An 18,913-nucleotide genomic window follows, 5' to 3' on the forward strand; every position below is an offset into this window, starting at 1 on the left:
GCGCGGCTTCGGAGGCGGGGCTTCGTTCGAAGCAGCATAGGTTCAGCTCGGGCCGGGAACAGGGTGGCGGGCATCTCCGACCGGGCAGATCTACAAGATCCTCACCAACCCGGTCTATCGCGGCCAGATCCGGCACAAGGACAAGAGCTGGCCCGGACGGCATCCCGCCATCATCAACGAGGATCTCTGGACCCGCGTACAGGAGAGGCTTCAAGCTGCCTCGAGGCGGAAGCGAGGACGCTCCTCAGATGCAGAGATTGCGCCGCTCACAGGCAAGCTTCGGGATGAGACCGGCGATCGGCTCACGCCCACCCACAGCCTCAAGGCGGGCAAGCGTCATCGCTACTACGTCTCGAACCGGTTGATCACGGGAGGCTCCGATCCCACAGGCTGGCGCCTGCCCGGCCGCAAACTCGAGACGCTCATCGCCGGCGCCATTGCCGATCACATCGATCGGGCAGCGGTCGAGCATCGGCTCCTGGCGACACCGGATCTGAGGTCGGACCCAGATCACGCCCAGTCTGCCAGAGCATTCGCGAGCGCACTCTGGAAGCACGAGCCCGACATGCTTCGCCGGCTTCTGGCCCGCGGCATCCTTGCGCCCCGGGAGATCAAACTCGAACTCGATCCGGCAGTTCTGACCGAAGCGCTGAAGCTCCCGCCCGGGGATCTCGCGTCCGGCATCCTCGCGTTCTCAACACCGATCCGACTGCGCCGCCGCGGTGTCGAGGCAAAGCTGGTCGTCGGAACCACAAGGCCCGGACCCGACCCGGTGCTCTTGCGGACCCTCACCGATGCGCATCGCTGGGCGGCAGCGCTCCGGACCGGGACGCCCATCTCCGAGGTTGCCCGTGCTGCCGGGCATCACGATGCTTTCATCCGAACCCGCGGTTCCCTCGCCTTCCTGTCCCCCAAGATCCAGGTCGCCATGCGTGACGGCACGCTTCCACCGGAGCTGACATTGCGCCGCCTTTTGAAGCTTCCAATCTCGCTCGACTGGCAGGAGCAGGAGCGGATCTTCGGGGTCTGACGGGACCCTTCGACGAGGGATCCTGCTGGCCGGTAACCCATTCCCTGTTCAGGCGACGGAATTCCCTGCTCTTTCCCTGCTCGAGCGAGCAGGGAAAACACATCTAAGTCCCTGAATTGGCTAACGTTATCTTGGCCAAAATTGCCGGAATATCGCAAATCGGGTGATTTTTCCCTGTTAATTCCCTGCTAGCAGGGAAAATCCGGTCAAAACCGAACCCGCAGATGTGGCCGACAGAGACCCATCGCGGGTTCTCGCGCGAAACGGTCTCGTCCATGAGTCTCTGTGCTGGCGGCAAACGCGTAAGGCGCGGAAAAATTGGTCAGAAATCCGGCGCTTTTCCGTTCAATATCAATACGTTAGGTCTGTGGCGGAGAGACAGGGATTCGAACCCTGGGACCGCTCTCACGGTCAACGGTTTTCAAGACCGCCGCAATCGACCACTCTGCCACCTCTCCGGCACCGGCTGTCATTGAGGAAACCGGGCCCCGCGTCAAGGCCGCCGCTCGGGGCGTTGCATTTCCGCCGACGCCCCGAACCCCCCGCTTCCCATGGCGGGCCTGAAACGGTAAACTCCCGCCCAAGGCGCCCCCGAGGCGCCAGTGAGCAGGGCAAGTTACCGCGCGCGGCAAGCGCGGGGGCAAAGGGGCACCGATGGCAGGCACCATGCGTCTAGGAGTTATCGCACTCGTTCTCGGCGCGACCGCGCTCGCGGGCTGCGAAGAGGGGTTACAGGGGCTGAACGGCTCCGGCACGTCCAGCACCGAACCCGGCGTGATCGGCGAAGGCGCCGACGGCGCGCCCGTTCGCATCGTCGAACAGGAAGTCGAGGCGCCCGATGTCTTCGCCGTCAACGACACCGGGCTCTGGGATGGCCGACCGTCCCTCGGCGGTGCCTGGGTGGCGCATGCCAATGCCGGCACCCCCGAACGCGTCCGCGTCACCAACGAGGAAAACGGCACCACCGTCGAAATCGCCCTCTTCCGGCGCGAACGCGATCTGCCCGGCCCGCCCATCCAGGTCTCCGCCGACGCCGCGCGCCAGCTTGGCCTGATCCCGGGCCAGCCCACCATGCTGAACGTGGTGGCGCTCCGCCGCGAAACCGTGGAAATCCCCCTTCCCGTGCCCGAACCCACGATTTCCGATGAAACCACCGAAGGCACCGGCGCGGCGATCGAGGCCGCCGAAAGCGCGCCCGAGGCCGAGGCCGAAGGCGCCATCGAGGCCAGCACACTCGATCCCGTCGCCACCGCCGCCGCCGCCATCGCCGCGGCCGAGGCCGAAGACGGCGGGTCCGAAGCCGCCGAAACCGCCGCGGTGGAAGAGCCCGCTCCGGCGCCCGTCCAGAACCTCACCAAACCCTACATCCAGATCGGCATCTTCAGCGTCGAGGAAAACGCCCGCAACGTCGCCGCCGCGCTCAGCGAGGCGGGCATCGCCTCGGGCATCCGCGAACGGCAAAGCGAGGCACGCACCATCTGGCGCGTCGTCGTCGGCCCGGTGACCAGCCGCCAGGAACGCCGCGAAATGCTGAGCCGCCTGCGCGAGCTCGGCTATTCCGACGCCTATGCCGTGACCAATTGAGGCCCCCCATGCTCACCCGATTTTCGCTTTCCGCCGCCCTCGCCCTCGCCGCGCTTCTCGTGCCGGCGCTGGCCCAGGCCTTCGAAACCCGCGCCCGCGCGGCCTATGTCTACGATGTCACCACCGGCACGGTGCTTTACGAAAAGGATGCCGATCAGCCCCTGCCGCCCGCCTCGATGTCGAAGCTGATGACGCTCTACATGCTGTTCGACGCGCTTCGCGACGGGCGCGTGACGCTGGACGAGGAATTCACCGTCTCCTCCCGCGCCAAGGCGATGGGCGGCTCCACGATGTTCCTCAACGAACTCGACAAGCCGACGGTGGAGGATCTGATCCAGGGCATCGTCGTCTCCTCGGGCAACGACGCCACCGTGGTGGTGGCCGAAAACCTCGCGGGCTCCGAAGACGCCTTCGCCCGCGAGATGAACGAAATGGCCCCCACGCTCGGCATGATGAATTCCACCTTCACCAACGCCTCGGGCTGGCCCAACGCCAACCACCGGATGAGCACCCGCGATCTGGGCATTCTCGCCACCCACCTGATCGAGGAATTCCCCGAATATTACGGCTACTTCGCCCAGGAAGAATACGACTACAAGGAACGCTCGCCGGCCAACCGGTTCAACCGCAACCCGATCCTCGGCGCGGGCATCGGCGCGGACGGGCTGAAGACGGGCCATACCGAAGAGGCGGGATACGGCCTCGTCGGCTCGGCCAAGCAGGGCACCCGCCGCGTCGTGTTCGTCGTCACCGGGCTCGATTCCACCACCGAACGGCGCGAGGAATCGATCGCCGTCGTCAACTGGGCCTTCCGCCAGTTCGTCGAAAAGCCGCTTCTCGAGGCCGGCACGGTCATCACCGATGCCGAGGTCTGGATGGGCGAGATCAGCCAGGTCGGCCTCGTGCCCGCCGAAGACGTCACGCTGCTTCTGTCGGCCAACACCCAGGCGCCCAGCTCCGTCACGGTCAGCTATCGCGGCCCGATCGAGGCGCCCATCGCCGAGGGCCAGGAAATCGCCGAACTCGTCGTCACGCGCGAGGATCTGCCCGATGCGCGCATCCCCCTCGTGGCCGACCGCGCGGTGGAACGCGGCGGCTTCCTGCCCCGGGTGCGCTCGGCGGCGGCGATCCTCTTCGACAAGGCGCTGAGCGAAGCGCAGGCGCTGCGCTAGGCCGGCGGTGTTCATCACCTTCGAAGGCATCGACGGGTCCGGGAAATCGACCCAGGCCCGGCGGCTGGCCGCGCATCTCGAACACACGGGCCGCGATGTCTGCCTGACCCGCGAGCCGGGCGGCTCGCCGGGGGCGGAAGAGATCCGCCGCCTTCTGGTCGAGGGCGATCCCGACCGCTGGTCGCCGGAAACCGAGCTTCTGCTCTTCACCGCCGCGCGCCGCGACCATCTCGAACGCACGATCGAACCGGCGCTCGCGGCGGGGCGCATCGTCGTGTCCGACCGTTTCGCCGATTCCACCCGCGTCTATCAGGGCGCGGTCCGGGGCGACCTGGCGGAAAAGGTGGATCGGCTGCACAGCCTGATGATCGGGCGCGAACCCGATCTGACGATCCTGATCGACATGGATCCCGGCGTGGCCCTCACCCGCGGCCTCTCCCGCAACTCGGGCGAAGACCGGTTCGAGGAATTCGGCCAGGCCTTCCAGGTGAAACTCCGCGACGGCTTCCTCGCGCTGGCCCGCGCCCATGCCGAACGGTTCGTGGTGATCGACGGGATGCGCACGGAAGAGGCGGTGGCGGCCGATGTGGCAAAGGCGGTGACGGCGCGGCTCGATCCCTGACGACGCGCCGGGCAAGAGATCCCCGCCACAAGACAGGCTCCCGCGACACATGCCTTTCCCGGTCCCGTCCTGACCAAGCCGGGCAGGGCCCGACCGCGGGTGGGCCCACCACCCCCGCCACGGCGCGCTTTATCCCTCAATCCCGCGCAACAGTTCCACGGCTTGCACCGTTGCAGGAGGGCCCGCCCGGGGGGCGGTCGGGCCCTGCCCGGCGGCCCTCCGGGCCTTTGTTCCGGGCAAGTGGCGCCCCGCCACGAAACAGGCTCCCACGACACACGCCCTCCCCTATTCCATCCTGACCGAGCAAGGCGGGGCCCTAACGCATGTGCGCCCCGCCCCCAGGCTCCCGGGATCCACGCCATCCCCGTCCTGACCAAGCCGGGCAGGGACCGACCGCGGGTGGGCCCACCATCCCCGCCACGGCGCACTTTATGTCTCAATCCCGAAGAAGCGTTCCACGGCTCGCAACGCTGCAGGAGGGCCCGCTCGTTGGGGCGGTCGGGCCCTGCCCGGCGGCCCTCCGGGCCTCGATTCCGGGCGGCGGGGCCCCAAGCCGCGCCCCCACGCCCCGCACACATCGCCCATCCCCCCGTGACCCCGCCGATCCACCCGTGTACACCAGCCCCATGACAGACGCGCCCCTCCCCGAAGCTGATCGCCTCCCCGGCGTCCCACACCCCCGCGAGGCGCCCGCGCTGATCGGCCATGCCGCCGCCGAGGCCGCCTTTCTCGACGCCCATGCCACCGGCCGCCTGCATCACGCCTGGCTTATCACCGGCCCCCGCGGCACCGGCAAGGCGACGCTGGCCTGGCGCATCGCCCGCTTCCTCCTCGCTGAACCGCCCGAAGACGACGGCGGCCTCTTCGGCGACACGCCCCCCGCCCCCGCATCCCTCGACATCGATCCCGAACACCCCATCGCCCGCCGCGTCGCCGCGCTTTCGGAGCCCCGCCTCATGCTCCTCCGCCCGCAATGGGACGAGAAGGCCAAGCGCCTCAGATCCGAGATCACGGTCGAAGACACCCGCAAGCTCAACGCGTTCTTCGGCCTCTCCGCTGCCGATGGCGGCCGCCGCGTCGTCATCGTCGACGCCGCCGACCAGATGAACGTGAACGCCGCCAACGCGCTCCTGAAACTCCTCGAGGAACCCCCGGCCCGCGCCACCCTCCTCCTCGTCTGCCACCGCCCGGCCCGCCTCCTGCCCACTATCCGCTCCCGCTGCCGCGAACTCCGCCTCACCGAACTCGCCCCCGGCGATATCGCCCGCGTCCTCGACCAGACGGGCATCGCCACCGACGCCCCACCCGAAATCCTCGCCGAGCTTGCCGGCGGCGCCCCCGGCACCGCGATCCAGCTCACCACGGAAGACGGCCCCGCCCTCTACGCCCGCCTCCTCACCCTCTTCGCCGATGCGCCCTTGATGGATCGCCCCGCCGCCATCAAGCTCGCCGAAGACGCCGCCCAGCGCGGGCGCGAGGCCCGGCGCGACCTGATCCTCCGCCTGATCGATCTCTACCTCGCCCGCCTCGCCCGCACCGGCGCCGGCGCCCCTCCGAATGCCGAGGCCGCCCCGGGCGAGGCCGCCCATCTCGCCCGCCTCTCGCCCGATCCCCGGGCCGCCCGCCAATGGGCCGCCCTGCAACAGACGCTGGCCGACCGCGCTCAGCACGGCCTCGCGGTGAACCTTGACCCCTCCAGCCTCATCCTCGATATGGTGCTGAAGATCAACGAAACCGCGGCGGCGATCACGGCCCGCCACTAGGGCACGCGATGACGACCCCGGCCATCACCGACAGCCACTGTCACCTCGACTTCCCCGATTTCGACGGGGAACACGCCGCGCTCATCGAACGCGCGGCCGAGGCGGGCGTGCACCGCATGGTCACGATCTGCACGCGCCTCCGCCTCGAACCGCAGGTCCGCGCCATCGCCGAAGCCCACGCGCCGGTCTTCTACGCCGCCGGCACCCACCCGATGTCGGCGGGCGACGAACCCATGGCAACCGTCGATCAACTCACCGAAATCGCCCGCCATCCCAAATGCGTCGGCATCGGCGAAACCGGGCTCGATTATCACTACACCGCCGAAACGAAGGCGACCCAGCAGGAAAGCCTGGCGATCCATATCGAGGCCGCCCGCCAGACCGGCCTGCCGCTCGTCATCCACGCCCGCGACGCCGATGACGACATGGCCCGCATTCTGTCGGAAGAACACGCCGCAGGCCCCTATACCTGCGTGATGCACTGCTTCTCCTCGGGCCGCGCCCTGGCAGAGGCCGCGCTCGGCCTGGGCTTCTACCTCTCGATGTCCGGCATCGCCGCCTTCCCCAAAAGCCAGGAGCTGCGCGATATCTTCGCCGCTGCGCCGGTCGACCGCATCCTCGTCGAAACCGACAGCCCCTATCTCGCCCCGCCCCCGAAGCGCGGCAAACGCAACGAACCGGCCTACACCGCCCACACCGCCCGCGTCGGCGCCGAAGTCTTCGGCCTCGACTACGCCGATTTCGCGGCACAGACCGAGGCGAACTTCAACCGCCTCTTCGTGAAGGCCGCCTGATGAGCGAGATGCGCTTCACCATCCTCGGCTGCGGCTCCTCGGGCGGCGTGCCGCGCCTGGGCGGGCTCTGGGGCGATTGCGACCCCGATAACCCGAAGAACACCCGCCGCCGCTGCTCGCTTCTCGTCGAACGCGACGGGCCGGAGGGCACCACCCGCGTCCTCATAGACACCTCCCCCGATCTCCGCGCCCAGCTGCTCGAGGCCGGCGTCGGCACCCTCGACGCGGTCGTCTACACCCACGCCCATGCCGATCACGTCCACGGCATCGACGATCTCAGGATGATCGTCTTCAACATGCGCGCGCGCCTTCCCGTCTGGGCCGACGGGCCGACGCAGGAAGCGCTCTACGCCAAGTTCGGCTATGCCTTCGTCCAGCCCGAGGGCTCGCCCTACCCCCCGATCCTCGACATGCACACGATCGACGGGCCGGTGACGATCGACGGCGCGGGCGGGCCGGTCACGCTCGATCCGTTCGAGGTCGATCACGGCGCCATCGACGCGCTCGGCTTCCGCATCGGCACGCTGGCCTACCTGCCCGATGTCGCGGCCATTCCCGATACGGCCTGGGACGGGCCGCTCAATGGCCTGGATATCTGGATCGTCGACGCGCTTCGCCGCACGCCCCACCCCACGCATTCCCATCTCGAACAAACGCTTGAGTGGATCGCCCGCGCCGCCCCGAAACGCGGCGTCCTGACGAACATGCACATCGATCTCGATTACGAAACGGTCCGCGCCGAAACCCCCGGCCACATCGAACCCGCCTACGACATGATGCGCCTCACGCTTCCCGCGAACGTCACCTGAATGCAGGCGCTGCTCGAGGTCATCCTTCCCGTCTTTCTCGTGATCGGCTTCGGCTACCTCGCCGTCTGGCGTGGCTGGTTCAGCACCGAAGGGGTCGAGGCGCTGATGAAGTTCACCCAGAACTTCGCCATCCCCGTCCTTCTCTTCATGGCCATCGCCACCCTCGATCTCGGCCAGCATTTCGACGCCCGCCTCCTTCTCAGCTATTACACCGGCGCCACGGCGGGCTTCCTTCTCGGCCTCTTCGGCGCGCGGCTGATCTTCGGGCGGCCCTGGGAAGACAGCGTGGCGATCGGCTTTCTCGGCCTCTTCTCGAATGCGGTGCTCCTCGGCCTCCCGATCACCGAACGCGCCTATGGCGAGGCCGCGCTTGCAGGCAATTACGCGATCATCGCGCTCAACGCGCCCTGGTGCTACGGGCTCGGCATGACGGTGATGGAAATCGTGAGGAACCGCGGCGGCCGCCCCCGCGACATGGCCGCCCGCGTCCTGCGCGCGATGTTCCGCAACGCGCTCCTGATCGGCATCGCGGCGGGGTTCTTCGTCAACCTCACCGGCCTGCCGCTCCCCGGCATCGTCTGGGATGCGGCGGGGCTCGTTTCCCGCGCCGCACTCCCGGCCGCGCTCTTCGGGCTGGGCGGCGTCCTCGTCGCCTACCGGCCCGAGGGCGATCTGAGGATCGTGCTTTACATGACGGTGGTGGCGCTTGCGGTCACGCCCGCCATCGTCTGGTCCATGGGCAAGGCCACGGGGCTTCCGACCGAGGCGTTCCGCTCCGCCGTCCTCACCTCCACCATGGCCCCCGGCGTCAACGGCTATGTCTTCGCGAACATGTACGGTGTCGGAAAGCGCGTCGCGGCCACCACCGTCCTCATCGCCACGGCGATCTCGATCCTGACGATCTGGCTCTGGCTCCTCGTCCTGCCCTGACGCAAGGGCAGAACCCGCCTCTTCATTTTGGCAGAAATACTCCCGGGGGGCCGACCGGAGGGAGGCGGGGCGGAGCCCCGGAGACGCCCCCGGGCGGGATAGTAGCGATACGACACTATCCCCCGAACGGCCCCCCGAAACTGATAGCGAGTCGCTACTATCCCCGGGGCGCAGACCCCGGGTAGTAGCGACTCGACACTAAATTCCGGGGCATTTCGGGGCGAAACCGCGCGTTTTCGGGCGAAAGATGCCGATTCGGTGTACGCGCAGTGTACGCCGGGTGTACGCCCTGTGCTCCGGCTCAGACGAGCACGCCGCCCAGCGAATTGGCGGCCGCCTCGGTCACGCGGACTTTACGAATATCGCCCTTCGCGGCCTCGGGGGCATGCACGTGCACGGCGTGCAGATATTCCGATTTCCCGCCCATCTGGCCCGGAAGACGGCCCGGTTTCTCGAACAGAACGCTCACCTCGCGGCCCACCATCGCCTCCTGCGCGTCGCGCTGCTGGCGCGTCAGAAGCACCTGAAGGCGTTGCAAACGCTCGTCTTTTTCGGCCTCACCCACCTGGTCGCGCTCCGCCGCCGGGGTGCCAGGGCGGGGCGAATACTTGAAGCTGTAGGATTGCCCGAACCCCACCTCTTCGACAAGCGCCAGCGTCTCGGCGAAATCGGCCTCCGTTTCGCCCGGAAAGCCCACGATGAAATCCCCCGACAGAAGAAGGTCGGGCCGCGCCGCCCGAAGCCGCCCGATCAGCCGGATATAGCTTTCCGCGGTGTGCTTTCGGTTCATCGCCTTCAGGATCCGGTCGGACCCGGCCTGCACCGGCAAGTGCAGGTAAGGCATCAGTTTTTCGCAAGCGCCATGGGCCTCGATCAGCGCGTCGTCCATGTCGTTCGGGTGGCTCGTCGTGAACCGGATCCGCTTCAGATCGCCGATCTCGGCCAGCGCCCAAATGAGCCCGGCGAGGCCCCCCTCGTGGCCGTGATAGGCATTCACGTTCTGCCCCAGAAGCGTGATTTCCCTGACGCCCCGCTCCACCAGATCGCGCGCCTCGTTCAGGATCTGTTCAGCCGGACGCGATACTTCTGATCCCCGCGTGTAAGGCACCACACAAAAAGAACAAAACTTGTCACACCCTTCCTGAACCGTCAGAAACGCGGTCGGGCCGCGTGGCGCTTTGGGGCGGCGGGCGAGGCGCGTGAACTTGTCCTCTTCGGGGAAATCCGTGTCGAGCGCGCGGGCGCCCGCGCGGGCCTTCCGCTCAAGCTCGGGCAAACGGTGATAGCTTTGCGGGCCCACCACCAGATCGACAAGCGGCTGACGCCGGATGATCTCTTCGCCCTCCGCCTGCGCCACGCAGCCCGCGACGCCGATCTTGAGGTCGGGCTTTTCCGCCTTCAGTCCCCGGAACCGGCCCAGTTCGGAATACACCTTCTCCGCCGCCTTCTCGCGGATGTGGCAGGTGTTCAGCAGGATCATGTCCGCGTCTTCGGGCGTCGCGGTCGTCTCATAACCCTCGCCGCCCAGGGCCTCGGCCATGCGCTCGCTGTCATAGACGTTCATCTGACAGCCGTAGGTCTTGATAAAAAGCTTCTTCGCCACGTCCGGGTTCCTCGGGGTTCAGCCCGCTCCTCTACACGGGCGGCGCGTCCACCGCAACGGTTGCACGGACGCGCCTTATCGGGGAAACTCACCGCAAGACGGGCAGTCGGGCAGGCCCATGCGCTACAACGATTTCGAACATTTCCTGAAGAAGGGCCAGGATGCGCTGCGCAAGGGCCCGCTCGCGGTGATCCTTGCCGAGGATCTCGTCGAGGTCGACACCACGATCCGCCACCACCAGTTCGCGGGGTTCCGCGAGATCCTGCTCTTCGCCCCGCACGAATTGCACCTGCCCGAAAAGCTTGAAAAGTCGATCCGCCGGATCCCCTTCAACACGGCGGGCGAAAACGCCATGCAGCAGGTGGTGAACCGCCTGAACGACGCCGCACCCGGGATCTGGTTCTACTACTGCTACAACGCCGAATACCTGTTCTACCCCTTCTCCGACACCCGCACGGTGGGCGAGATGCTGACCTTCCACGCCGAAGAGCGGCGGGATGCGATGCTGACCTATGTGGTTGATCTTTATGCCGAAGATCTGGGCCAGCATCCCAATGCCGTCTCGCTCGAATCGGCCCATCTCGACCGCACGGGATATTACGCGCTGGCCCGCGACCGGGGCGGCCAGGTGATGGACCGGCAGCTTGATTTCTTCGGCGGGCTTCGCTGGCGATACGAAGAATTCGTGCCCCGCGAAAAGCGCAAGATCGACCGGATCTCGCTCTTCCGGTCGAAGCCCGGGCTGAGGCTTCGGGAAGATTTCACTTTCTCGGATGAAGAATACAACACCTACGCCTGCCCCTGGCACCACAACCTCACCGCAGCGGTCTGTTCGTTCCGCACCGCGAAGGCCCTGCGCAGCAATGCGGGCTCGATGTTCGAGATCGACACCTTCCGCTGGCACAACTCCCGCCCCTTCGAATGGAGCGGGCGGCAATTGATGGATCTGGGGCTGATGGAACCTGGTCAGTGGTTCTGACCTGACGGGCCTGCGTTGCGCAAAACGCACGGCCCGTGGGTGTTGCGAAATAACCGCACTTGAAATGCCGGATTCTTCTGTATGGTCAGGCGCGTATGAGATCTGAGAGGACGACCCTTATGCGCATTCTTCTGTCCGCCGTCGCGGCCACCCTGATCGCCACCGCCGCTTCCGCCGGCGGCGCCGGCGGTGCAACCAGCGACGCCACGGTGATGTCGCCCCACGGCGGCGCCGGCAAGTGCAACACGATCTTCGTGACCGGCAAGGATTACTGCATCGGTGGTGTGATCTATCCGGGCTAACCGCGCCGGAGACGGATCACCACATCCACACTGGCAATCTCGGCGCCCTCCGGGGCGTCGGGAAGCCGTGTGATTTCAAGGTCTTCGGCAGGCGCATCGGTCAGCTTCCCCTCATCCTCCCAGAAGAAGTGAGGGTGATCGTCGATCCGCGTATCGAAATAGCTGCGCGATCCGTCGACCAGAACTTCCCGCATAAGCCCCGCATCGCAGAACGCCCTGAGCGTGTTGTAGACGGTCGCAAGCGACACCTTGTCATCGGTCGAGCGGCTGGCTTCGAACAGGCTTTCGGCGGTGACATGCCGGTTTTGCCCATCGCCGACCAGAAGCGCGGCAAGCGACACGCGCTGCCGCGTCGGTCTGAGACCCGCCTGCAAGAGCCAGTCGGCTCCGCGTTTCAGCTGTGCTTCGTTCGGCCGCAAAACCCGTCTCCGGTTGTTCACGGCTATATAATGGTGCGCTGACCACGGTTTTTCAAATGAAAACATGACGACATGAGCCGCGTGTGGCAAAGCCCCCGCGCCCTTGCGAATGCGGCTTGGCCGGTGCTAGAGGTGCCTGCCAGAGGGCCCTGCCTGAGAAGGGCGCAGGAAAGGCTGAGAAAGGCTGAGAATGAGCGATTTCCCGACCCGGTTCGAAAAGGAAGATCTGATCCGGTGCGCGAAAGGCGAACTGTTCGGCCCCGGCAATGCGCAGCTTCCGATGCCGCCGATGCTGATGATGGACCGGATCACCGACATCTCGGCCGATCGCGGCGAGCATGGCAAGGGCCACGTAGTGGCAGAGTTCGACATCACGCCGGACCTCTGGTTTTTCGAGTGCCACTTCCCCGGAAACCCGGTCATGCCGGGCTGCCTTGGCCTTGACGGCCTGTGGCAGCTGACCGGCTTCAACCTCGGCTGGCGCGGCTGGCAGGGCCAGGGCTTTGCGCTCGGCGTGGGCGAGGTCAAGCTTCAGGGCATGGTGCGGCCGGACCGCAAGCTGGTGACCTATCATGTGGATTTCACCCGCGTGATCGACCGGCGCCTCAAAATGGGCGTCGCCGATGGTAAGGTCTTCGCGGACGGGGAACAGATCTACGCCGTCAAGGACATGAAGGTCGGGCTGGCCACCGACGCCGCCTGACAAGAGAAGGAGACCGGCCCATGCGTCGTGTCGTCATCACCGGGCTGGGGATCGTCTCGCCCATCGGCAATTCTGCCGCGGAAGTGACCGAAAGCCTGAAAGCGGGCCGTTCGGGCATAAGGTTCGAAGAGAACTATGCCGAGCACGGGTTCCGCAGCCAGGTGGCCGGGATCCCCCAGATCAATCTCGAAGAGAATATCGACAAGCGGCAGCTTCGGTTCATGGGCCCGACCGCGGCCTATGCCTATATCGCGATGGAACAGGCGATTGCCGATAGCGGGCTGGAAGACAGCGACATCTCGAACGAGCGCACGGGCATCGTCGCAGGCTCCGGCGGGCCGTCGACGTCGAACCTGTTTGCCGCCCACAACATCGTGATCGAAAAGGGCGCGCCCAAGCGGATGGGGCCGTTCATGGTGACCCGCGGCATGTCGTCGACCGTATCGGCCTGCCTGGCGACGCCCTTCAAAATCAAGGGCGTGAACTATTCGATCACCTCGGCCTGTTCGACCTCGGCCCATTGCATCGGAAACGGGGCTGAACTGATCCAGATGGGCAAGCAGGACATTGTCTTTGCCGGCGGCGGGGAAGAGGTGGACTGGACGCTTTCGTGCCTGTTCGACGCGATGGGGGCGATGAGCTCGAAATACAACGACGCGCCCCAGACGGCGGCCCGCGCCTTCGACGCCACGCGCGACGGCTTCGTGATCGGCGGCGGCGGCGGCATGGTCGTGCTGGAAGAGTACGAGCACGCGAAGGCGCGGGGCGCGAAGATCTATGCCGAAATCACGGGCTACGGCGCGACCTCGGACGGCTATGACATGGTGGCGCCATCGGGAGAGGGCGGCGAACGGTCGATGCGGCAGGCGATGGCCACCGCAGGCAACCGGCCCGTGGGATACATCAACGCGCACGGCACCTCGACGCCCGTGGGCGACGTGATCGAGGTTGAGGCGATCCGCCGCGTCTTCGGCGAGGAGCACGCGCCGATCAGTTCGACGAAATCGATGACCGGGCACTCACTGGGCGCCACAGGCGTACACGAGGCGATCTATTGCCTTCTGATGATGGAACACGGCTTCATCGCGCCCTCGATCAACGTGACCGAGCTTGACCCGGCGCTCAGGCCCGAAGAGATCGCGACTGAAATGCGCGAGGCGGAGTTGGAGACGGTGCTGTCGAACAGCTTCGGTTTCGGCGGCACCAATGCGACCCTTGTCATGAGCAAGGCGGACTAGGGCCGTGGCGGGGCTTCTCGACGGCAAGCGCGGGCTTGTCATGGGCGTGGCGAACGAACGGTCGATCGCCTGGGGCATCGCGAAAGCCATGGCGGATCAGGGCGCGGCGCTTGCCTTCAGTTATCAGGGCGAGGCCTTCGGGCGGCGGGTGGAACCCTTGGCGGCCTCGGTCGGGTCGGACATCCTGATCGACCTCGACGTGACAGACGAAGCCTCGATGGACAGGGGTTTTGAGCTTCTGGCGGGACGCTGGGACAAGCTCGATTTCCTCGTTCACGCCATCGCCTTCGCCGACAAGGCGGAGCTGGCCTCGGATTTTCGGTTCCGGGACACGAGCCGGGCGAATTTTTCCCAGTCGATGCTGATTTCCTGCTATTCCTTCATCGACGTGGCGCGCCGCGCCTCGGCGATGATGCCCGATGGCGGGACGATGATGACGCTGACCTTCGAGGGCTCGTCGCGGGTTTTCCCCTGCTACAACGTGATGGGCGTGGCGAAGGCGGGGCTGGAGACGGCGGTGCGTTATCTCGCGAACGACATGGGGCCCGAGGGCATCCGCGTGAACGCGATCAGCCCCGGCCCGATGAAGACGCTCGCAGGTTCGGCGATCGGCGGCGCACGGCGGACCTACAAGCATTCCGAGGCGAACGCACCGATGCAGGCCAACGCGACGCTCGAGGCGATCGGGGGCACGGCGGTGTGGCTGGCCTCGGACGGCGGGGCCTGCACGACGGGGCAGGTCGTGATGGTCGACGGCGGCTATAACGTGATGGGGATGCCCCGGCTCGAAAACCTCTGACGGCGGAGGGGGCGCTGCCCCCGCCTCGCGTACCGCGAGGCCCCCCGGAGTATTTCTGCCAAAATGAAGAGGGCCTCGCCAGGGCGGGGGCCGGCCCCTATATCGCGGGTATGGGCATGAAACGCAGAACATTCGTCGCGGGCGCGCTGGCCGCGCCATTTCTGTCGCACGCTCAGGCTGGCGCGTTCGCGGACGCCTTCGGGCGGGCGGCGGAACTTGACCAGCTTCACGCGCTGGTGATCGGGCAGAAGGGCGCGATCCTCAGGGCGGAGGCGATCCGAGGCCCCGCGCTGGGGCGGCCGGCGAACGTGAAATCGGTGTCGAAAAGCATCGTGGCCACGCTGACCGGCATCGCGATCGACAAGGGCGCGCTGCCCGGGGTCGCAGCACCGCTGGGCTCGGTGGCGCCGGGGATCATCCCGCGGAACGCGGACCCAAGGGTGGCGGAGATCCGGGTGGCCGATCTTCTGACCATGCAGGCCGGGCTCGAACGCACATCGGGGGCGAATTACGGTGGCTGGGTGTCGAGCCGGAACTGGGTGGCCGATGCCCTGTCGCGCCCCTTCGTGGCGGAGCCGGGGGCGCGGATGCTCTATTCCACCGGCAGCTACCACGTGATGGGTGCGGTGCTGTCTGAGGTGACGGGGACGAGCCTTCTTGGCCTCGCGCGCGACTGGCTGGGCGCCCCTCTGGGCATCGAGATCCCGGCATGGACGCGCGATCCGCAGGGCCGCTACATGGGTGGCAACGAGATGGCGCTGACGCCCGAAGCGCTTTGGCGGTTCGGCGACATGATCCGGCAAGGCGGGGTCTGGGAGGGCCGCGAGGTGGTCAGCCGGGACTGGGTCGAGGCCGCGCTGACGCCTCGGACGCGATCGGCCTTTTCGGGCCACGATTATGGCTACGGCTGGTTCCTGATGACGCCCGACGGGGTGCGCGTGGCCTATGGCCGGGGCTATGGCGGACAGATGATCTATGCCGTGCCGGAGCTTCAGCTGACTGTGGCGATCACGTCGGACCCCCTGAGGCCAGCGCGCTCGCGCGGGTACGCGGGCGCGCTGCATGCGCTGTTGAAAGAGGCCGTTCTGCCCGAGGCGGCCGCGCGCCTCTAGGCCCGGCCCTCAGACGATTTCGACGAGTTCGAAGGCGAAGGTCAGATCCTTGCCCGCAAGCGGGTGGTTCGCGTCGAGAAGCACCTCCGTTTCGCCGGTTTCGACCACCACGACCGGGATGTTGCGGCCGTCGGGCGTGCTCATCTGCAGCCGGGTGCCGGGTTCGAGCGGAATGTCGGCGGGGATACCCTCGCGCGGGATGCTCTGGCGGGCGTCGGGGTTCGGGTGGCCGTAGGCCTGTTCCGGCGGGATCGTCACCGTCTTCTGTTCGCCCACCGACATGCCCGGCAGGGCCGCGTCGAGGCCGGGGATGATTTGCCCCGAGCCGATCGTGAATTCGAGCGGGTCACGGCCTTCGGACGAATCGAAGGGCGTGCCGTCTTCGAGGGTGCCGGTGTAGTGAATGCGAACAGTATCGCCGGTTTTGGCGTCGGTCATGATATCTCCGGTTTCGGGGTGAGTTCGGGGCGACCCTAACAGCCATGGCCCGGGTTTTAAACCCGGGGGCGCTGTGCAAGGGTGCGCGGGCATTCGGGAGGGGCACGATGGCGATCAGAGTTGCGGTGTTCGATGCCTATGGCACGCTTTTCGACGTGGCGGCGGCTGCGCGACAGGCGGCGAAGGAACCCGGCCAGGAAGCGCTGGCCCGCCACTGGCAGGCGCTCGCGGCGCATTGGCGGGCAAAGCAGCTTCAGTACACCTGGCTCAGGGCCATCACTGGCGATCACGTGGATTTTTGGCAGGTGACGCAGGACGGGCTCGACTGGGCGATGGAGGCCGTGGGCCTTGAAGGGGCGGAGGTTCGGGAGCGGCTTCTGGCGCTTTACTGGGAGCTTGCGGCCTATCCCGAGGTGCCCGCCATGCTGGCCGCGCTGAAGGATGCCGGGTGCGAGACGGCGATCCTGTCCAATGGCTCGCCCGCGATGCTGGAGGGCGCGGTACGTTCGGCCGGGGTGGCCGAGAGCCTCGATGCCATCCTGTCGGTGGAGGATGTGGGCATCTTCAAGCCCGACCGGCGGGTCTATGACATGGTGGGCACGCGGTTCGGCACCGAACCGGGCGAGGTTCTGTTCGTCTCGTCGAACGGCTGGGATGCGGCGGGGGCCGCGGCCTACGGGTTTCGCACCGTCTGGGTGAACCGGGCGGGCGAACCGATGGACCGCCTGCCGGGACGGCCCGAAACCGTGCTCGACACCCTTGAAACGATCCCTGACCTTGTGAGCCGCCTCTGATGCCGACATTTACCGCGCCCGACGGTACCGGGCTTCACTATCTCGACGAGGGCGCGGGCACGCCGGTCTTGTGCCTGGCCGGACTGACCCGGAACGCCACCGATTTCGACTACGTGATGCCGCATCTCGACGGCTGCCGGGTGATCCGGATGGATTACCGGGGGCGCGGCAACTCGGACTGGGCGGATCCCGCGAGCTACACGGTGCCGCAGGAGGCGGCGGATGCCATAGCGCTTCTCGATCATCTGGGGCTCGCGCAGGCGGCGATCCTCGGGACGTCGCGGGGCGGGCTGATCGGGATGCTGCTGGCGGCCACCGCGAAGGATCGGCTGGCGGGGCTTTGCCTCAATGATATCGGGCCGGTGATCGCGCCTCAGGGGCTTGAAGTGATCCGGAACTACGTGGGCCTCAATCCGAAGGAGAGGACCTTCGCCGAAGCGGCGGCGATGCGCGCGACGCTTCTGGCGGGGTTCGCCGATGTGCCGGAGGGCCGGTGGGACGTGGAGGTGCGGAAGCATTACCGCGAGACGGACGGCGGGCTTCAGATCAACTACGACCCGCGGCTGAGGGAGGCGGTTCTGGCGATGATGGCGGCGCCGGCGCCCGATCTCTGGCCCCTGTTCGATGCGCTGGCGGGCCTGCCGGTGGCGGCGATCCGGGGCGCGAATTCCGATCTTCTGGCGCCCGAGACCTTCGCCGAGATGCAGGCGCGGCGGCCCGACATGATCGCCGTGGAAGTGCCGGGGCGCGGGCATGTGCCGTTTCTGGACGAGCCCGAGGCGGTGGCGGCGATCCGGGCTTGGGTGGAGGCACTGGGATGAACATCGGGATGATCCGGGCCGCGGCGGAGCGGCTTCGGGGGCATGTGCGGGAGACGCCGCTTTTGTCGTCGCCCTTCCTCGACGAGATCGCGGGGCGGCGGGTTCTGGTGAAGGCCGAATGCCTGCAGCACACAGGATCGTTCAAGTATCGCGGCGGGCGGTCGGCCGTTTCGGCCCTGGTCGCAAGGGGCGATGTGACGGGGGTTCTGGCGTTTTCGTCGGGGAACCACGCGCAGGGGGTGGCGCGCGCGGCGGCCGAGTTCCGCCTGCCCGCGGTGATCGTGATGCCGTCGGACGCCCCCGCGATCAAGGTGGAGAATACCCGCGCGCTGGGCGCGGAGGTGGTGAGTTATGACCGGGCACGCGAGTCGCGCGAAGAGATCGGGCGGCGGCTTGCGGAAGAGCGGGGGCTGACGCTGATCAAGCCCTATGACGAGCCCGAGGTGATCGCCGGGCAAGGCACGACGGGGCTTGAGATCGCGCGGCAGGCGCGTGAAGCGGGCGTGGAGGTGGCGGATGTTCTGGTCTGCTGCGGAGGCGGCGGGCTGTCGTCGGGGATCGCCATGGCCTGCGAGGCCGAGGCGCCGGGCCTCAGGGTCAGGACGGTGGAGCCCGAGGGGTTAGACGACGTGGCCCGGTCGCTTGATGCCGGGCGGATCGTGGGGAACGCGGCCGCGCAGGGCTCGATCTGCGACGCGATCCTGACGCCGGAGCCGGGGGAACTGACCTTCCCGATCCTGTCGCGGCTGGCGGGGCCCGGGCTGGCGGTATCGGACGACGAGGCGATGCGCGCGATGGCGGCGGCCTTCGAGCGGCTGAGGATCGTGCTGGAACCGGGCGGCGCCGTGGCGCTGGCGGCGGCGCTGTTCCATCCCGACGCGGTCGAAGGCGAGGCCGTGATCGCGGTGGCGAGCGGCGGGAACGTGGACCGGGATCTTTATATCCGGGCCCTCGGCGGGTCGCCAGGTTAATTGACGCTGACAATTATCTTGCTAGGTTGT

Annotated in this window: 20 protein-coding genes, 1 tRNA gene and 1 pseudogene; 18 read left to right on the forward strand and 4 right to left on the reverse strand. The window is 67.2% G+C overall.

What is annotated here, in order from left to right; genetic code table 11:
• Positions 1 to 88 precede the first annotated feature (88 nt).
• A pseudogene (locus RXV90_RS25900) lies at positions 89 to 202 on the forward strand (recombinase family protein); the annotation flags it as partial.
• A 159-nt stretch (positions 203 to 361) separates the two neighbouring features.
• A complete protein-coding gene (locus RXV90_RS22660) occupies positions 362 to 1,030 on the forward strand; it encodes a hypothetical protein (protein ID WP_316652130.1) in 669 nt (222 codons plus the stop codon).
• A 368-nt stretch (positions 1,031 to 1,398) separates the two neighbouring features.
• On the opposite strand, the gene RXV90_RS22665 is transcribed toward RXV90_RS22660, so the two are convergent.
• Positions 1,399 to 1,488: transfer RNA gene (locus tag RXV90_RS22665), tRNA-Ser, on the reverse strand.
• Positions 1,489 to 1,684: 196 nt separating this feature from the next.
• Here RXV90_RS22665 and RXV90_RS22670 point away from each other — a divergent pair.
• The 7 genes from RXV90_RS22670 to RXV90_RS22700 all read left to right on the forward strand — a co-directional run bounded on the left by RXV90_RS22670 (position 1,685) and on the right by RXV90_RS22700 (position 8,704).
• Positions 1,685 to 2,614 (forward strand): SPOR domain-containing protein, encoded by a 930-nt coding sequence (locus RXV90_RS22670; protein WP_316652132.1) that lies wholly within the window; start codon positions 1,685 to 1,687, stop codon positions 2,612 to 2,614.
• An 8-nt stretch (positions 2,615 to 2,622) separates the two neighbouring features.
• Positions 2,623 to 3,786, forward strand: a complete 1,164-nt coding sequence (locus RXV90_RS22675; protein WP_316652133.1) for a D-alanyl-D-alanine carboxypeptidase family protein — start codon at positions 2,623 to 2,625, stop codon at positions 3,784 to 3,786.
• A gap of 7 nt (positions 3,787 to 3,793) precedes the next feature.
• Positions 3,794 to 4,408, forward strand: coding sequence for a dTMP kinase (gene tmk, locus RXV90_RS22680; RefSeq protein WP_316652135.1), 615 nt, complete (start codon positions 3,794 to 3,796; stop codon positions 4,406 to 4,408).
• 626 nt (positions 4,409 to 5,034) lie between these two features.
• On the forward strand, positions 5,035 to 6,171 hold the full coding sequence (locus RXV90_RS22685) for a DNA polymerase III subunit delta' (RefSeq protein WP_316652137.1): 1,137 nt from the start codon (positions 5,035 to 5,037) through the stop codon (positions 6,169 to 6,171).
• An 8-nt stretch (positions 6,172 to 6,179) separates the two neighbouring features.
• Complete coding sequence (locus RXV90_RS22690; protein ID WP_316652139.1) at positions 6,180 to 6,965, forward strand: TatD family hydrolase; 786 nt, start codon at positions 6,180 to 6,182, stop codon at positions 6,963 to 6,965.
• Positions 6,965 to 7,774 (forward strand): MBL fold metallo-hydrolase, encoded by an 810-nt coding sequence (locus RXV90_RS22695; protein WP_316652141.1) that lies wholly within the window; start codon positions 6,965 to 6,967, stop codon positions 7,772 to 7,774. The genes RXV90_RS22690 and RXV90_RS22695 overlap by 1 nt, the downstream gene beginning before the upstream one ends.
• Positions 7,775 to 8,704 carry an AEC family transporter gene (locus RXV90_RS22700; protein ID WP_316652143.1) on the forward strand — a complete coding sequence of 310 codons (930 nt, stop codon included), beginning with the start codon at positions 7,775 to 7,777 and terminating at the stop codon, positions 8,702 to 8,704.
• 301 nt (positions 8,705 to 9,005) lie between these two features.
• Here the strand turns inward: RXV90_RS22700 and miaB are convergent, their stop codons facing one another.
• Positions 9,006 to 10,307 carry a tRNA (N6-isopentenyl adenosine(37)-C2)-methylthiotransferase MiaB gene (gene miaB / locus RXV90_RS22705; RefSeq protein ID WP_316652145.1) on the reverse strand — a complete coding sequence of 434 codons (1,302 nt, stop codon included), beginning with the start codon at positions 10,305 to 10,307 and terminating at the stop codon, positions 9,006 to 9,008.
• Positions 10,308 to 10,425: 118 nt separating this feature from the next.
• On the opposite strand from miaB, the gene RXV90_RS22710 reads away from it, so the two are divergent.
• Both RXV90_RS22710 and RXV90_RS22715 read left to right on the forward strand, forming a co-directional pair.
• Positions 10,426 to 11,286: a hypothetical protein gene (locus RXV90_RS22710; RefSeq protein WP_316652147.1), complete on the forward strand. Its 861-nt coding sequence runs from the start codon at positions 10,426 to 10,428 to the stop codon at positions 11,284 to 11,286.
• 119 nt (positions 11,287 to 11,405) lie between these two features.
• Complete coding sequence (locus RXV90_RS22715) at positions 11,406 to 11,588, forward strand: hypothetical protein (RefSeq protein ID WP_316652149.1); 183 nt, start codon at positions 11,406 to 11,408, stop codon at positions 11,586 to 11,588.
• Here RXV90_RS22715 and irr read toward each other — a convergent pair.
• On the reverse strand, positions 11,585 to 12,028 hold the full coding sequence (gene irr, locus RXV90_RS22720) for a Fur family transcriptional regulator Irr (RefSeq protein WP_316652151.1): 444 nt from the start codon (positions 12,026 to 12,028) through the stop codon (positions 11,585 to 11,587). The genes RXV90_RS22715 and irr overlap by 4 nt on opposite strands.
• A gap of 169 nt (positions 12,029 to 12,197) precedes the next feature.
• On the opposite strand from irr, the gene fabA reads away from it, so the two are divergent.
• From fabA to RXV90_RS22740, 4 genes are all read left to right on the forward strand, one after another.
• Positions 12,198 to 12,710: a bifunctional 3-hydroxydecanoyl-ACP dehydratase/trans-2-decenoyl-ACP isomerase gene (gene fabA, locus RXV90_RS22725; protein ID WP_316652153.1), complete on the forward strand. Its 513-nt coding sequence runs from the start codon at positions 12,198 to 12,200 to the stop codon at positions 12,708 to 12,710.
• A gap of 20 nt (positions 12,711 to 12,730) precedes the next feature.
• Positions 12,731 to 13,948, forward strand: a complete 1,218-nt coding sequence (fabB, locus tag RXV90_RS22730; RefSeq protein ID WP_316652155.1) for a beta-ketoacyl-ACP synthase I — start codon at positions 12,731 to 12,733, stop codon at positions 13,946 to 13,948.
• 4 nt (positions 13,949 to 13,952) lie between these two features.
• Positions 13,953 to 14,747: an enoyl-ACP reductase FabI gene (locus tag RXV90_RS22735; RefSeq protein WP_316652158.1), complete on the forward strand. Its 795-nt coding sequence runs from the start codon at positions 13,953 to 13,955 to the stop codon at positions 14,745 to 14,747.
• A gap of 110 nt (positions 14,748 to 14,857) precedes the next feature.
• Positions 14,858 to 15,859: a serine hydrolase domain-containing protein gene (locus RXV90_RS22740; protein WP_316652160.1), complete on the forward strand. Its 1,002-nt coding sequence runs from the start codon at positions 14,858 to 14,860 to the stop codon at positions 15,857 to 15,859.
• Positions 15,860 to 15,868: 9 nt separating this feature from the next.
• Here the strand turns inward: RXV90_RS22740 and RXV90_RS22745 are convergent, their stop codons facing one another.
• Positions 15,869 to 16,297, reverse strand: coding sequence for an FKBP-type peptidyl-prolyl cis-trans isomerase (locus RXV90_RS22745; protein WP_316652162.1), 429 nt, complete (start codon positions 16,295 to 16,297; stop codon positions 15,869 to 15,871).
• Between the two features lie 107 nt (positions 16,298 to 16,404).
• Here RXV90_RS22745 and RXV90_RS22750 point away from each other — a divergent pair, with 107 nt between their 5' ends.
• The 3 genes from RXV90_RS22750 to RXV90_RS22760 are packed head-to-tail and all read left to right on the forward strand — an operon-like array spanning position 16,405 to position 18,883.
• Complete coding sequence (locus RXV90_RS22750) at positions 16,405 to 17,091, forward strand: haloacid dehalogenase type II (protein WP_316652164.1); 687 nt, start codon at positions 16,405 to 16,407, stop codon at positions 17,089 to 17,091.
• On the forward strand, positions 17,091 to 17,912 hold the full coding sequence (locus RXV90_RS22755) for an alpha/beta fold hydrolase (protein ID WP_316652166.1): 822 nt from the start codon (positions 17,091 to 17,093) through the stop codon (positions 17,910 to 17,912). Before RXV90_RS22750 ends, RXV90_RS22755 begins: the two co-directional genes overlap by 1 nt.
• Positions 17,909 to 18,883 (forward strand): threonine ammonia-lyase, encoded by a 975-nt coding sequence (locus RXV90_RS22760; protein ID WP_316652168.1) that lies wholly within the window; start codon positions 17,909 to 17,911, stop codon positions 18,881 to 18,883. The genes RXV90_RS22755 and RXV90_RS22760 overlap by 4 nt, the downstream gene beginning before the upstream one ends.
• Positions 18,884 to 18,913: the final 30 nt, after the last annotated feature.

This window comes from Ovoidimarina sediminis (assembly GCF_032586175.1).
Lineage (GTDB): Bacteria > Pseudomonadota > Alphaproteobacteria > Rhodobacterales > Rhodobacteraceae > Ovoidimarina > Ovoidimarina sediminis.

Bases quoted from the DNA above. Each gene is read 5' to 3' on its own strand.
- RXV90_RS22760 (WP_316652168.1), top strand. From the start codon at position 17,909: ATGAACATCGGGATGATCCGGGCCGCGGCGGAGCGGCTTCGGGGGCAT.
- RXV90_RS22715 (WP_316652149.1), top strand. From the start codon at position 11,406: ATGCGCATTCTTCTGTCCGCCGTCGCGGCCACCCTGATCGCCACCGCC.
- RXV90_RS22710 (WP_316652147.1), top strand. From the start codon at position 10,426: ATGCGCTACAACGATTTCGAACATTTCCTGAAGAAGGGCCAGGATGCG.
- fabB (WP_316652155.1), top strand. From the start codon at position 12,731: ATGCGTCGTGTCGTCATCACCGGGCTGGGGATCGTCTCGCCCATCGGC.
- RXV90_RS22685 (WP_316652137.1), top strand. From the start codon at position 5,035: ATGACAGACGCGCCCCTCCCCGAAGCTGATCGCCTCCCCGGCGTCCCA.
- RXV90_RS22675 (WP_316652133.1), top strand. From the start codon at position 2,623: ATGCTCACCCGATTTTCGCTTTCCGCCGCCCTCGCCCTCGCCGCGCTT.
- RXV90_RS22755 (WP_316652166.1), top strand. From the start codon at position 17,091: ATGCCGACATTTACCGCGCCCGACGGTACCGGGCTTCACTATCTCGAC.
- fabA (WP_316652153.1), top strand. From the start codon at position 12,198: ATGAGCGATTTCCCGACCCGGTTCGAAAAGGAAGATCTGATCCGGTGC.
- RXV90_RS22740 (WP_316652160.1), top strand. From the start codon at position 14,858: ATGGGCATGAAACGCAGAACATTCGTCGCGGGCGCGCTGGCCGCGCCA.
- RXV90_RS22700 (WP_316652143.1), top strand. From the start codon at position 7,775: ATGCAGGCGCTGCTCGAGGTCATCCTTCCCGTCTTTCTCGTGATCGGC.
- RXV90_RS22745 (WP_316652162.1), bottom strand. From the start codon at position 16,297: ATGACCGACGCCAAAACCGGCGATACTGTTCGCATTCACTACACCGGC.
- RXV90_RS22670 (WP_316652132.1), top strand. From the start codon at position 1,685: ATGGCAGGCACCATGCGTCTAGGAGTTATCGCACTCGTTCTCGGCGCG.
- RXV90_RS22695 (WP_316652141.1), top strand. From the start codon at position 6,965: ATGAGCGAGATGCGCTTCACCATCCTCGGCTGCGGCTCCTCGGGCGGC.
- RXV90_RS22750 (WP_316652164.1), top strand. From the start codon at position 16,405: ATGGCGATCAGAGTTGCGGTGTTCGATGCCTATGGCACGCTTTTCGAC.
- RXV90_RS22690 (WP_316652139.1), top strand. From the start codon at position 6,180: ATGACGACCCCGGCCATCACCGACAGCCACTGTCACCTCGACTTCCCC.